At 63.0% G+C, this 13,226-nt stretch carries 15 protein-coding genes and 1 tRNA gene; 3 read left to right on the top strand and 13 right to left on the bottom strand.

The features are described from left to right. Positions 1-471 precede the first annotated feature (471 nt). Together ACOOHP_RS01205 and ACOOHP_RS01200 are read right to left on the bottom strand one after the other, a co-directional pair. Positions 472-897, bottom strand: coding sequence for a hypothetical protein (locus ACOOHP_RS01205; protein WP_420464641.1), 426 nt, complete (start codon positions 895-897; stop codon positions 472-474). Further along, positions 894-1,316, bottom strand: a complete 423-nt coding sequence (locus tag ACOOHP_RS01200; RefSeq protein ID WP_420464640.1) for a hypothetical protein — start codon at positions 1,314-1,316, stop codon at positions 894-896. The genes ACOOHP_RS01205 and ACOOHP_RS01200 overlap by 4 nt, the downstream gene beginning before the upstream one ends. Before the next feature lie 62 nt (positions 1,317-1,378). On the opposite strand from ACOOHP_RS01200, the gene ACOOHP_RS01195 reads away from it, so the two are divergent. After that, positions 1,379-1,660, top strand: coding sequence for a helix-turn-helix domain-containing protein (locus ACOOHP_RS01195; protein WP_420464639.1), 282 nt, complete (start codon positions 1,379-1,381; stop codon positions 1,658-1,660). A 101-nt stretch (positions 1,661-1,761) separates the two neighbouring features. Here the strand turns inward: ACOOHP_RS01195 and ACOOHP_RS01190 are convergent, their stop codons facing one another. The 5 genes from ACOOHP_RS01190 to ACOOHP_RS01170 form a co-directional block, all read right to left on the bottom strand. Then, entirely contained in the window at positions 1,762-1,953 is a 192-nt protein-coding gene (locus tag ACOOHP_RS01190) for a hypothetical protein (RefSeq protein ID WP_420464638.1), read from the bottom strand. Positions 1,954-1,982: 29 nt separating this feature from the next. Further along, positions 1,983-2,294, bottom strand: a complete 312-nt coding sequence (locus ACOOHP_RS01185; RefSeq protein ID WP_420464637.1) for an XRE family transcriptional regulator — start codon at positions 2,292-2,294, stop codon at positions 1,983-1,985. Between the two features lie 112 nt (positions 2,295-2,406). Beyond that, complete coding sequence (mobF, locus tag ACOOHP_RS01180; protein WP_420464636.1) at positions 2,407-5,214, bottom strand: MobF family relaxase; 2,808 nt, start codon at positions 5,212-5,214, stop codon at positions 2,407-2,409. Further along, positions 5,214-6,308, bottom strand: a complete 1,095-nt coding sequence (locus tag ACOOHP_RS01175) for a replication protein RepA (RefSeq protein ID WP_420464635.1) — start codon at positions 6,306-6,308, stop codon at positions 5,214-5,216. Before ACOOHP_RS01175 ends, mobF begins: the two co-directional genes overlap by 1 nt. A gap of 15 nt (positions 6,309-6,323) precedes the next feature. Continuing rightward, complete coding sequence (locus ACOOHP_RS01170; RefSeq protein ID WP_420464634.1) at positions 6,324-6,575, bottom strand: helix-turn-helix domain-containing protein; 252 nt, start codon at positions 6,573-6,575, stop codon at positions 6,324-6,326. A gap of 246 nt (positions 6,576-6,821) precedes the next feature. Here ACOOHP_RS01170 and ACOOHP_RS01165 point away from each other — a divergent pair, with 246 nt between their 5' ends. Next, on the top strand, positions 6,822-8,294 hold the full coding sequence (locus ACOOHP_RS01165; protein WP_420464633.1) for a hypothetical protein: 1,473 nt from the start codon (positions 6,822-6,824) through the stop codon (positions 8,292-8,294). A 3-nt stretch (positions 8,295-8,297) separates the two neighbouring features. Here ACOOHP_RS01165 and ACOOHP_RS01160 read toward each other — a convergent pair. The 5 genes from ACOOHP_RS01160 to ACOOHP_RS01140 all read right to left on the bottom strand — a co-directional run bounded on the left by ACOOHP_RS01160 (position 8,298) and on the right by ACOOHP_RS01140 (position 11,637). Beyond that, positions 8,298-8,373, bottom strand: a tRNA-Arg gene (locus ACOOHP_RS01160). A 5-nt stretch (positions 8,374-8,378) separates the two neighbouring features. Then, on the bottom strand, positions 8,379-8,873 hold the full coding sequence (locus ACOOHP_RS01155; RefSeq protein WP_420466924.1) for a site-specific integrase: 495 nt from the start codon (positions 8,871-8,873) through the stop codon (positions 8,379-8,381). Between the two features lie 114 nt (positions 8,874-8,987). Continuing rightward, positions 8,988-9,950 (bottom strand): IS5 family transposase, encoded by a 963-nt coding sequence (locus ACOOHP_RS01150; protein WP_420464632.1) that lies wholly within the window; start codon positions 9,948-9,950, stop codon positions 8,988-8,990. Positions 9,951-10,013: 63 nt separating this feature from the next. Then, a complete protein-coding gene (locus tag ACOOHP_RS01145; protein ID WP_420464631.1) occupies positions 10,014-10,745 on the bottom strand; it encodes a hypothetical protein in 732 nt (243 codons plus the stop codon). Between the two features lie 322 nt (positions 10,746-11,067). Further along, positions 11,068-11,637 (bottom strand): glutathione peroxidase, encoded by a 570-nt coding sequence (locus ACOOHP_RS01140; RefSeq protein WP_420464630.1) that lies wholly within the window; start codon positions 11,635-11,637, stop codon positions 11,068-11,070. A 59-nt stretch (positions 11,638-11,696) separates the two neighbouring features. On the opposite strand from ACOOHP_RS01140, the gene ACOOHP_RS01135 reads away from it, so the two are divergent. Then, positions 11,697-12,215 carry an RDD family protein gene (locus ACOOHP_RS01135; protein ID WP_420464629.1) on the top strand — a complete coding sequence of 173 codons (519 nt, stop codon included), beginning with the start codon at positions 11,697-11,699 and terminating at the stop codon, positions 12,213-12,215. Positions 12,216-12,280: 65 nt separating this feature from the next. Here ACOOHP_RS01135 and ACOOHP_RS01130 read toward each other — a convergent pair whose 3' ends face one another. After that, entirely contained in the window at positions 12,281-13,147 is an 867-nt protein-coding gene (locus tag ACOOHP_RS01130; protein ID WP_420464628.1) for an alpha/beta fold hydrolase, read from the bottom strand. Between the last annotated feature and the right edge of the window lie 79 nt (positions 13,148-13,226).

Genomic DNA, 13,226 nt, shown 5'->3' with positions numbered 1-13,226 from the left:
GACTCGTCCGGTGATGCCGTCAGCGCTGACGTCCGTTTCGCGTCGGCTCAACAAATCCGTTAACGGATTTTCCACACCACGGGGAGTTCTCTGACGACATTGACGTAACGCCGCTGTTGACGCTCGGCGTGCAGATTTGCATGCGTCGCCGTGGGTAACGAGGCAACGGAACCGGGCCTGCCCTGTCGTCAGCTTGGTGGCGGCGGACGCGGGTCGGCGAGGTCCGTCGTTTTGCGGCCGGCAGCATGATTGCTCGCATCGATGCCCTCAGCTGGTAGCGCCTCGCTGGCAAGTCTAAGTATCCACGACTGCTGACACCTTCGTACCTCGGCAAAACGCTTCGGGACAGCCGCGTGTCAGCGTGAGTCACACAGTTTTGCTGACGGCAGCCCAGCAAGGTTGGTGCGGCGACGGCAACACCACCGCTCCCGGCGAGCGGACGTTTCGCATGCGAAAGTGTGGACAGATCTGTTAAGTCTGATCATCAACGGACGCTCTCGACGCCTTCAATCCGATGGTGGCGAACGTCACCACCGCATGACCTAGCATCAGCGCGTACGCGCCCAGCCCGAACGACGCCGGGCTTGCATCGCGCAGCGAAGGTCGCTGGTCCAAACTCTCTGCCACCCCGAAGGAAATCAGTAGCGAAAGTGCGAGGCTGAAGACGGCAGGCGGCAGGTACCAAATGCGCGTGGCGTGCATTTTCCCCGTCAAAGACAGCAACGCGAACAGAGCGATCAGCGGCCCGGTCAGGTATAGCGCAACTGACAGGCCGCCGATGTGACTGATCGAGAGGAACAGGACCCCGCGCTCCGCGATCGGCATTAGCGCGCCGAGGGTTGCGACGACGGCAGCAACGAGGATCAATTGGTGGCGAGTTCGGTACGCAGGCGTCATGACTCGTCACGCTCCGCGCGATCGAGAATCGACTTGAGGCGTTGGCCGCCGTCCCGGAAGTCGCGCGGACTCACGCCCTGGGTGAGCCGCAGCATGTCCAGACACAGCGCGACGTGTGCCCAGGCTTGCGGCTTCAGCGCGCCGAGCAGATGGAGCGACAGCGGCCGTGCGACGGGATCGGCAAACGCGGCGAGCACGTCGATCACTGCCTCTGCGTCCTCCTCGCCGGCCTCGGCGATGTCCATCAGGGCATCCAGCGACTGCACCGCGTTCAGTGCGTACGGGCTTCGCATCTCGAAGAGCGGCGGCGGGTCCGTCCAGACGAGGCCAAACGTTTCGAACGCAGTTTCTGCATCCATCTGCAAAACATCGTCTCCGGATCTGGCTCGCTGGCCGGAGCTCCCCTTGTGCTGCTTCATCATTATCTCCATGTGTGTAAAACACCGTGGAGTTATAGCGCAATCTGCCAAGAATGGGCAGGATGCAAATTCAGCATCCCGCCATCGTCTCCGTCGCTCATGCGATTCGTTCCCGGCGCGAGGCCTCCGGGCATTCGCAAGAAGAGTTTGCGGCGGTGGTCGGGCTCGACCGCGCCTACTACAGCCACGTCGAGCGAGGCCGCTACAACATCACCCTGTCGGTACTGTTCCGAATCGCCCGCGGCTTGCAATGCGCGCCTGGCGAGTTGATGCCGGCCCTCGATGCGCTGACGAATCTCCCGGAGCGATCAAAGGCCCCGAGACGCCCACGCAAGCCGGCGTGATTGCATGAGTTGGCGGCGGTGTAGTGTCGTGTAGCGCTACACAACACTACGCTACACACAATCCGCCCGGACTTTCGCATGCGAAAGTCGATGACTGATCGTCAGCCGCGACTGTCCGGTGCTTTCGTTCGCTCGCGATGGAACGCGATCAACATCTGCACCGCGTCTTCCGCGCTGATTCGGCCGCTGACGAGACGGTCGTCCAGGCCACGCGCGAAGCCAGAGGCGACGGGCAATCCCTCCAGATCACAGTGACGGTCGGCGCGGGCCAATGCCTCGACGGCATCGCTCACCATCCAATCGACGGTGCCCGTTGCGCTCCTCAAGCAGCGTCCGCACCGCCGGCCAGCAATTCCACCCGCACGCGCAGTCCAGCCCGGGCGGCGATCTTGACGATGTTGTCCAGCGAGATCGCAGACATCTCGCCGCGCAGCAGCCGGTTCAGCCGGGGTTGTTTGAGACCGAGTTGCCCTGCGATCTGCTGTTGGGTACCCGGCAGTGACAACAGGCACCGACGCAGCGAACGCAGCGCCTCGGCACGCGCGCGATGAACCGCGGCGATATCGGCTGGATGAACTGCCTCGAAGGCATCCTCGTAGGCTTGGCTGATGGTGCTTGCGTCAACGGTATCCATGGATTGGCTGCGCCTCGAACGGTGCTCAATTATAACTCTGTAGTTATAAATGCCCGTAAACCTCGCCGTAAGTGAGCGGGGACTTTCGCATGCGAAAGTGGGTGGCGGCGGGTCATCGCTCCCACCCACGATCAATATCCCGTGTACGCCGGAGCACCCCTCGCGGCTCGACCTGCCGCGATTCGCTGAGCTGTTGGTAGCGACGCTCGAACCGGTCTCGCTGATCAGGAGCTGGCGCCGCGATCCGCGCTTCGAGGGCTGACGTCTTGTCGCCAGTTTCGCGCTCGACCGTGCTGGAGAGTTTCGATACAGAGTCGGTGTAGATCGTCAGGCTGTTTCTCTGGCGGCTAATGGCGACCAGAAACGCCTTTTGGCTGAGTAGCGTTTTGTCAGCGCTGCTGGCCTCGACCAGCACACGTTCGGCGGTCTGGCCCTGCGCCTTGTAGACGGTCGTCGCGTAGCCATGCTCCCAGTGCTGATTCCGTGGGATCGTCTGATCAATCACTACGCGCCGGTCGTTCTCGGTCTGCGCCGTCATCGACGACTCACCGTTAGCGATGACTGTCAGCCGCTGGCCGTTGGTGAGTCCAAGATCGGCGTTGTTCTTAGACCATACGATGTGTTCCCCCGGCGCGAGCGAGGTTTGTCTCGGCGTGTAGATCTGCGGCGGCATCTTCGAGCCACCGGCGATCACGCTGGGCTGCCAGTCGACAGCGCTACCGCCGACGTCCAGCCGCACCGTTCCAGTTTGAAGATCGACCGCTATCACGCGCGCATAGGCACCGCGCGCAATGCCGAGGCTGCCGAGTGCCCGCGGAAAATGCACGATATGGCCGGGTTTGTAGCTGTTGGCCAGAGCAGTGTCCGCTCGCGCGGCATACACCGCGATCAGCTGCTGGGCTGGTTTTTCGTTCGCCAGCCGGCCCTCAATGCGCAGGATGTCTCGCGCACGGTCGTTCAGCTCGGTGCGGGTCGCATTCTTCACGGCGAGCATCAAGGGCCTTTCACGCCCATCGCCGGCAGCCGTCCAGTCCCTGAGCATCGCTGAAACCCGATCCTCACGATCAGCGATCTCCCGCGTCTCGGGCGCCAGTTTCCGGATCGCGGCAACAATGTCCGCACCGATCACATCGCGGATTGCCTCGACGTGCCGGGCGTCCGTCTGACGGCGGATCTCATCCATTTCGACGCTTTGCATGCCGTGAGAAATCATTTGCGCGAACGGCTTGCCGGCATCGATCGCGCCAAGCTGCGCGGTGTCGCCGACATGAACGGTTCTCGCGCCCAGCTTTGCCGCTAAATCAAGGAGCCGCCGCATGGTGGCGTTGTTCACCTGCGATGCCTCGTCCACCACCCAGACCTGCTTCCGGTATCGCGCTTCAACCTCCGACCGAATGGCAGGATTGTCCGACTGAAGACGGGCGGCATCCTTCGCGATTTCGCCCAAGTGCTTCCGCAGCGTCCGTGAACTCATCCCGGCTGATTGCTCAAGTTGCCTGGCCGCTTCGGCATTCGCGGCCATCCCTACCAACTCGAAACCGCGTGCTTCCATCAGCTCACGCGCCTTCCCAAGCATGAACGTCTTGCCGCTCCCCGGCCGGCCGACGACGCCAACATGGCGATCATGCGTCGTCAGGATCATCTCGACCGCTGTGCGCTGCCCCGTATTTAGGGACGTGGTGGCAAGTGCGGCCGCAGCGTCCGTCCCCGTATAGGCGGACGCGACAGCGTCTTTCCCTGTGTCGACGGCGACCTGAATCCGCAGCTCCTGCTGAAGCGCGCTGATCGTCGTCCAACCGGCTTGATCGCCCAGCTTCGCTGAATGCAGTCGGCCCGCTGCCCGCTCACGCTCTATCTGGGCTTCAGCCTGCCCAACCGTCAGGCGGCCCATGCCGCCAGCGAGCGTCCACGCAATCAGCGCGGAGTGCTTGAACACGGCTTCCCGGTCTGCGAGTCGGTTGATCGCGGCGTGCAGTGCGCGTGACTGATCCTCTGCATCCGCCACCTGGTACGACGTCTCACGCTGGCCGGCCGCTCGAATGAGTTGCTGCGGATCGAAACCGATCACTTCAGCGCGCGCACGCCATTCCTTCGCCAGCTCGGCCCGGTTCTCCGGCACTTTGGTATGGCGGGTCATCAGCGCCGCCTGCGCCGACGCCTCCGCGCCGGATTCGCCTCTGGCGGCGAGCGACGCTTCGATCTCCTGACGCCGCGTACTGAACTCCCGCAGCGCCGCGGCAGAGACACCTGCTACCTCCCAACGACCATCGGCACACGTCTGCTCGATCTGAAAGCCGAGCTTGCGCATCTCGACGGCGAGCTCGGCTCGGTATACCGCGCCTGCAGCCATTTTGTTCTCGAACAACTTTTTGTCGTCCAAGGAACGCCAACGGCCATCCGCGCTTTGCGTCGCATTCATCACGATCGCGTGCGTGTGCAGCTGCGGATCGTGGTTGCGGCTCGTGTGGTGGCGGAACGTGGCGGCGACCAGGTTCCCCGTCGAGACACGATCAACGATACCGTCCTTGCGGATGCGCGCCCCGACCACTGACGCTTCGATCCAGCTCAAAGCAGCTTTCACCGCACGATCATGCGCCGACATGACGCTTCTATCTGCGCCGACTTCCGCGAGCAGCGAAACCGACTTTGGCGCCGAGAAAGTGAGATCCCAGCCGGGCCTGTGTTCGACGTCGCCGCCCTTCTCGCGAACCGTGCCGAGTTGCTCACCCGCGGGCAGACGACCATCGAGTAGCGCTTTGAAATCGTCTTTGTCGACAGCACCGTTCATCCCGAGGCGGCTCGCGCCATCGCCGAACCATTCGCCAACGGTTTCGCCATCACGATCACCAACGTAGTAATCGTCTCGTTCGAAGTAGGACGCGGCAACGGCGCTGGAGCTTACTGCTGCCATCGAAAGCATCAGCGAGCTCCCAACCGTGCGAGCGGCAGGTAGCTACCCACAGGTTGCGGCTCGCTGCTATCAGGATCGCGTTCAGAAGACGCAATCAGTTTTAGGGGGGTGGCGATGTCGTACATCGCCCCGGTCGAACGGGGTGACGATGTCGTACTTCGGGGGGTGGCGATGTCGTTGGGATAACTCTTCGTACCCACAGCTTTCTGTGGACAACTGCGACCACGCGCGGCGGAAGCATCCGAAGGCACGATCCGCACGCCGCCGCGGACAACCGACACGCCAAGACTCGGCGCGACGACGAGAACCCGGCTCAACGACGCCTTTAGTTGACGTTTGAAGTTTTTCCGGCCGACAGGTGCCGACTCAGCATTGAACTGTCGATGCAACGCCAGCCAAGGAATGAACACAGGCGCCTTGAGCTTGGCTGTCCGCCGAATGAGCCAACAGTAGACGTCGATTGCCAATGCTGACGATCCGAGCGCCCGTAGCGCACGAATGTCGATCGGGACGGCGTGTTTCTGCAGCCGACGCCGGAAATCTTCCGTCAACTCGACGATTGGCTCCCATTCGGATCGCAGCTCGTCGTTTCGACGCGTCCACACCTCAATTGAAGCGACTGGCTGCACGTTTTCTGTACGCGTGCGCCCATTCTGGATCCACCCGATTTGTATACGGCAAACAGCGAGCGCTTCGATTTGCTGCCGCAGCGCTGCCAGTCCGCCACGGTTCGTTTGCGCACCTCGGGGTGTCTTGCCAAGCGCGCGTAGGAAAGCGCTTGCAGAGCCGCCGACACAAACCTTTTGCGTGTCACGCCTCAGTGACTGTGTCACCAACCAGCACATCAACAAGCGCGGCAGTGGGCCGAACGGAAGCGGCACTTGGACCCAGCGCTCGCCCACGAGAACGCAACCGGCCTCGACGCGGAGATGCGCACGGCCCGACATTGATTCATAGACCCGGCCATCGATACGCGACCGAGGAAATGTGACGCTGCAGAAAAGCGCGTCGACGAAGCCGAGGTCGTCGCCGTGCGGCCGATCGAGGCCGATGGCGACGGCGGCATCAACCAGACGTCGCCGGGGACGGTCGGGGCATTTCACGTCTGTGAATCCCGATCAGAGGTCGAGCGGTCCGGATCGCTCAGGACGGCCCTTCAGCTCGCAACGCCGCCGTTCGATCGTCTCCTGATCCTCGATCCACTTGAGCACCGTCTTGCGCCGCCAACGCAGCGGCCTTGACCGCCAGGAAGGCGGGAGCCGTTCGGGGGCGCGGCACCTCAGTGTGAGAAGTGTCGCCGGGCTCACCCCGAGCAGTTGGCTGACCTCGGCAATGCCGAGCATTCCGTTTGTGCTGTCTTGCTGTTCCATCGCGCCACCCGTGCAGTTGTTTGCGGTGGCTTCGAAAATTATTCCTGCAGCGGTGGCGGGACGAGCATTCGATTGTTCAGAATGCTTCCGATGTCGAGATCAACCGGCCAGATCGTTGACAAGCCAGATTCCATCCCACGGATCCGGTTCTGCGCGACCTGCGGCCGGCCGGCCGAAGCGCAACGCGAGGCAGAGGGCGCGTCGCGAGCGCTGCCAGCTCGGCGCTATTGCGCTCTCCACAAGCGCGTGATTCCCGGCTTCCGTGAGGGGCTCGCTGAGCTCTGGCGACATGCGGACGAACTCGCGCAAGACAGAGGAATATCCGGGCAGCAGAGCGTTTCATTCGCGGCAGTTGTTCGGGACTTCGCTTGCCTAACAGCAGCACGCGATCGCCACGGCAGGGACCGGTGGCAGCGCGATCTATCAATCTGGGCTCAGCGCCTGGCTGGAGCTCCCGTAACCGGCATCAGCGCGCGGACGTTCCTCTCGCCCCGATCGATCCTCGCCGCAGCCAAGCGCGTCGATGCGGTGATGTCCGCCGCCGCGCACGAGGTGGATGCCGATGGGCGGCTCTTTATACGGGACGTCTTGATCTTGTCTGCGACGTCCGTTCACCGGAGGTCCAGTCCCAACCGAGACGACTGTCCGGCGTTAGCATCGGCGGTAGAGGCAATCAACAGCTTCTCGGCGGCGAGACGTCGCGATGGCGATGCAACGGTCGACCTGCGCGCCGTCATTGGCGCGGTGTCTCGCACCGGCCTGCTGGATCGCCTAGCACCTGATCGTATTGTTCGGACGATGCCCGGGATGCCCGATCTCGCGCTCAACCCCGCCGGCTATCTTCGCGAAGTCTCCAGAGACCCACGCGGGCAGCGGGCAGAGAGCGTTTCCAGCGTGTTGGCCGCGTACAAGCGCGTGTGCCAATCAAAGAACCGCGGCGTCGAGTGGCGCGCAGACCCCGACTACGTCTTGACCGTGTTCCTCTCCGAGCTCGGCGAGGCACTGCGGCCGCGCATCACGATCATCCCGAACGCGCCGATCGGGATCACCAGGACCTGCGAGCTGTGCTTTCGAGACGCGCGGCCAAGGACGTTTCGATGCGCTCGTCACGTTCACAGCGATCGCCGAAGCGCCCACCATGAACGTTTCGCATCCCTAAGCCGAGACCTTCTGCACTACGTCCGTCGCGTGGAGAAGCAAATCTTTGAGCTCGAAGAGTTCGCCCACCTCCGTCAGAAGCTCGCTCGGCAAGAATCGCTATATGAATTTGCGCGGGCACATTTGAGTCAACACGGCTCTGAAGAGGCCCTGAACGAGTTTCGAAACACCGGCGTTCGATTCGATCAGTGGGTCCAGCGGGACGAGCTTTTACTTTCAAGCCGCTCTGTTCGCCAAATTGCTCATGAGCTCGTCAGGAGAAGGATTCGACCGAACGCTTTTCGTATAGGCCTAATGCTGAAGAACCCAGCTTTCGTGAGCCGAGGCGGGGCGAGCAGGCTTGCTGAAACTATGGGCGTGAGCCGCCAGCGAATATCTCATCACCGAGCAGCAGCTGACCGAGCGAAGGTTCAAGTTGAGAAAATCCTGGATGAGATCGTCGGGGCGCCGTCAGCATGGATCGCGGAAGAGAAGAAAGTGACGATCGAATCCCAACGGCTGGCCGTGCGGGCTGCACTGTTGTGCTTGGATGCTCACCGAACGGGAACATCACGGAGATGAAGTTGGTGCCCCGAGCAGGAATCGAACCTGCGACCCTCTTCTTAGGAGGAAGATGCTCTATCCACTGAGCTACCGAGGCGGCGACTATTTCATCTGCCGCAGCAGCCGCAATTCCTTAAAAATTGCGGCAATTTGCACGTCCAGAGACGCACTGTCGGCCGCCTGCAAAGCCAGCCGATCCATCTTGGCGGCGATCTGCTCGGCACGAAGCTGAGTGTAACGCTTGAGCATATCCAGCGTCTTGTGCCCGGTGATGGCGCTGACTTCCATCATGTCGAGGCCCAGCTCAAAGAGCCTAGACGTGGCCTCATGCCGAAGGTCGTGAAAACGTAGGCCGTCGATCGCAGCACGTCTGCACGCCCGGTCGAACGCCTGGCTCAGGGAATCGACCTTGAACCCGAGCAGGGAGTCGTCGTCCTTGGCACGCTTCGGCTTCGTCTCCGTCAGAAGATCAATGGCTCGCTGGCTGAGTGGCACCGTTCGTTTCGTGCCGGTCTTGGCTGCCCCGGCATCTTCTGCTCGGATTTGCAGTGTGCGACGTTCGAAGTTCACATCTCCCCAGACTAGGGATTCTCTGATTTACCTGGTGACTGGCGCCCCAAGCCGATAAGAAATCCGAATTATGGGTGCTTGGATCGCCTCGGATGCCTCGTTTCTTGGCCTTTCGGCCTCAATCGCTGTGCAGCAGGCGGATTACGCCTGCTGCAGCTTCATCAATTGAGCGCGCGCCAGGTACAGGTTGGCCAGCGCGCAGGTCACCTGCAGCCGGTGCAGGTTCTTCGCCAGACCGCGGTAGCGGACCTTGGTAAAACCGAAGCGCAGCTTGATCACCGCAAAGACGTGCTCGACCTTGGCGCGCACCTTGGACTTGGTCCGGTTCTTCGCCCGCTCTGATTCGTCGATGACGCCCTTGAGACGGTAGCGCCGGTTGGTGAAATCCAGCGCCTGCGGGGCCTTCTCACGAATGACGCTGCCCTGACCGCGATACGCCTGATCACCCCACACCCGCGTCTCCTGGCCGTGCAGCAGTTCCGGCAATACCCGGCAGTCGGCCACGTTCGCCGCCGTGGCTTGTACCGAATGAATCAGCCGGGTCCGGCTGTCGACACCCACGTGCGCCTTCATGCCGAAGTACCACTGGTTGCCTTTCTTGGTCTGGTGCATCTCGGGATCGCGCTGCTGTTGCTGATTCTTGGTCGAACTCGGCGCGCCAATGATCGTGGCATCCACGATCGTCCCTTTGCTGATCTTGAAGCCCTGCTCCTGAAGGTAGCGCTGGACCTGGTCAAACAGCGGCTTGCCCAGGGTGTTGCGCTCCAGCAGGTGGCGGAACTTGCAGATCGTGGTTTCGTCCGGCGGCGCCTCCAGGCCCAGGTCAATCCCCGCAAAACGGCGCATCGACGCCGAGTCGTACAAGGCCTCCTCGGCCGCCGGGTCCGACAGATCGAACCACTGCTGCAGAAAGTAGATCCGCAGCATCCGCTCCAGTGCTATCGGTGGCCGTCCGCCGCTGCCGGTATCCTTGAAGTAATACGGCTCGATCACCTCGCACAGCGAGGACCACGGCATCACCGAGTCCATCTGCTCCAGGAAGCGCGCCCGCTTGGTCGTGCGCGCGTACTTCTCAAATCCACTGCCCAGGCTCTGTTGCTTCATCAAAGTCATCCGTCTGTCCGTTCCAGATTGAAACGCAAACAGCGTGCAACTTCGAGAGGTAAATCAGAGAATCCCTAGGGCGCACAACTCGCCGCGACGAGCCGCGGTTTCGATGGCAAGGATGACGGCATTTTTCAACGGCTCGTTGTAGACGCACGCCGCAAGCAGTCGCGTTTCCTCGCCCTCATTGAGCCTCCGATCGCGGCCATCACCTTCCGGGGGGCGGTCGACGCCGCGCGCGGGATTGCCAAACGGTAGTCGGTACCCCCAGCGCTTGATCGCGATGTCGATGACGCGCGCGAGAAAGGCCATCTCCTTCTTCACCGTCGGCGGCTTCACGAGTCTGTCCAGCTCGACAACCGGATCACCCTCCCGGCCGCCGCCCCGACGGCAGCGTTGCCGCAGGCGACTGTCGCGGTATTCGCCGACCCTTTCCGGAGTGAGCGCGGCCAGCGGGATGGTCCCCAGCTCGCGCCGGATGGGGTCCGCGCAACTTTTGGCTGCTCCCGGCGAACGGAGCGTTCCCGCGATTTCGTCCATGTACTGATCGACGATCTTCGCGACGGTGATCTTCTTCGCGCGTTCGACGCCCGCCAGATCAGCGCCAAGTTCAACGAAGCGCTCCTGCTCCGCGAGCCAACGCTTGCCTGCCTCCAGCGTTTTGAACGAGCGCGTAACCCGCCGCCCGTCAGGCTGGGTGATGCGGAAATCGTGGCGAACTTGCTTCAGGACTTTCTTGCGTCCGTCCGCGTATTCGCGTTCTACTTCCCAGCGACGCTCTTTGTAGTAGGCCATTGTCTCGACGAGCAGATACAGAGCAGATGGGCAACCATCTGGACCTGTAAAAACTCTTTGTGAACATGAGCCTAGAGAATATCGTACCTGCGCCTCCTAAGCGGAGGGTCGCAGGTTCGATTCCTGCCCGGGGCACCACCTCAACTTCTTTTATGTTCGCTTTAACTTCCCAGGCGTTACGACTGCGCCCGATCGTCTTGTCAGCGTCTTGCCACCTGGCTGACACGACTGGAAGCAGGCCCAACTACAGCACCCTTCTCCCGACAGCGACGGGATGGGCGCAACACCCGCCCTGACCATCCGATTCCGCGGTTTGCAAGCCTCAACGGCCGGTCACTTCGCGCGCAGCGGCGCCCACCAGTGCTGCATCGATGGCCGTGCGCAACTCGGCGCTGTCGGGCGCGACATCGCTGGGGAAGTGTCGAATGACGCGGCCGTCGCGCCCGATCAGGTATTTGTTGAAGTTCCACCCCGGCGCCTGGCCGGTCCGCGCGATCAGGCCGCGGAACAGCGGGTTGGCCTTGTCGCCCTTGACCGCGCTCTTGCCGAACATCGGAAAGCTGACGCCGAAATTGACCTTGCAGAACTTGGCGATCTGCGCCTCGTCGTCGTATTCCTGGTCACCGAAATCGCCGGAAGGAAACCCCAGCACCACAAAGCCCCGTTCGCGAAAGCGGCGATAGGTCTGCTCCAGCGCCTCGTACTGGGGCGTGAACCCGCATTGGCTGGCCACGTTGACGACCAGCATCACCTGCCCGCCGTAGGTCTGGCACAGATTCTCCGCGCCACCCATCAAGCGGCGCATGTCGACATCGATGTCGGAACGATCGCAATCGATGGCCCAGGCGGCAGAGCCGGCCAGCATCAGCAACAGGGCGACGACCAGACGCATGGGCTCTCTCCCGGAAACGGTTTGCCGCAAACTAACAGGCTGCGCCTTGCGAGTCTTCCATGTCCAACTTGATCGTTCCCGCGCCGTTGTGGCGCCGACTGGCTAGCGCCACCTACGACGGCCTGTTGCTGCTGGGCCTATGGATGGCGGCGGCACTGATCGAAGTGATCGTGCGCCAACAGATGCTGGGCCTGCCGCGCTCGGCCGCGTGGATGCAGCTTTACTTTTTCGCGATCGGGCTGGGATTTTTCGGCTGGTCATGGACGCGCGGCGGCCAGACCCTGGGCATGCATGCCTGGCGACTGCAGGTGCGCCGGCTGGATGCGGCGTCGCTGCGCTGGCCGATCGCCTTGCTGCGATACACCGCGATGCTGACCACCTGGGCCGTGGTGCTGACGCCCGGTCTGCTGCTGATTCCGCGTTACGCGCAGCACGATGCGATGCGCCCGATCGCGCTCGCCTGTGTGCTGGTAACCGTCGTGGCCGCAGCATGGATGCGGGCCGATGCACGCCGCCGCGCACCCTGCGACTGGGTGTCGGGCACCGAGGTGGTGCAGTTGCCGCGAGCGCAGGGCTGACCGCGCCGCTCCAGAGAGTCTGATCGAGTCGGCGAGGCCGCAGCCGCGCAGGCAAACGCGCGCTTCTACCGCCCAGGCTCCGCGGACGAGGTCTCCGAGACCAGTGCCTCGATCCACTGCGCCACCCAATCGGGCTGGCTCAACGGAAAAAAATGGCCGGCGTCGGCGACCAGGCGATAGCGCGCCTGCGGCAGCAGTCGCCGCAGCGCTTCGGCCGACGCGGCGCAGCGCGAATATTCCGCGTAGATCAGGTACACCGGCATGGCCAGCGCCGCGATCCGATCTTCATGCATGCCGGGCTGGTCCAGGTCCGCCCGCGCGCTGGTCTGGTCCAGCAGGTCCAGCCAGGCCTTGGCCGCGCGGGCCGCGCCGCGGCCCTGGCCGAAAGGCGCGAAGTCGTCACGCGCCTGCACTGGCTGCCCGGACAGTTGCATGCGCGCGGCGGCTTCCAGGAACAGATACCCGACCTGCGGCAGTGCCGCCCAGTCGTGTGCGGTGGTGGCAGCGACCTGTTTCTCGACTTCACTGATACGCGGACCGTCGTGCAGCCGCATCAGCGGCTGCAGACGCGCCACCCGCGTATCCAGCAAACCCAGATGCGTCACGCGATCCCCGATCAGCCCGGCGGCTTCCAGCGCCGCGGCGCCACCATAGCTGTGACCGACCAGGGCTGCGCGCTGAAGCTGCAGCGCGTCCATCAATCCGACGAGGTCGGCGGCAAAATCCTGCGGGCGATATCCCTGCTGCGGGCGGCTGCTATAGCCGTGGCCGCGCAGGTCGAACAGAGTCACCCGGAACCGCGTCTGCAGGCGCATCGCGGTCGGCATCCAGAATGCGCGGCTGGTCGCCAGCCCGTGGACCAGAATCAGATCGGGGCCTTCGCCCAGTTGCTGCCAGGCCAGCCGCGCACCGTTGACTTCAATGAAAGCCATGGACGACGACCGCAGCCGGGATTCGCCAGCGGCGAGGACGGGCCGCACCGTGCCGCCGCGGGTGCGCTGCGCCTGCGGG

It is taken from the genome of Panacagrimonas sp. (assembly GCF_965216805.1).
In the GTDB taxonomy this organism is placed as follows: domain Bacteria; phylum Pseudomonadota; class Gammaproteobacteria; order Nevskiales; family Nevskiaceae; genus Panacagrimonas.
This window is presented reverse-complemented; position numbering and strand designations above follow the sequence as displayed.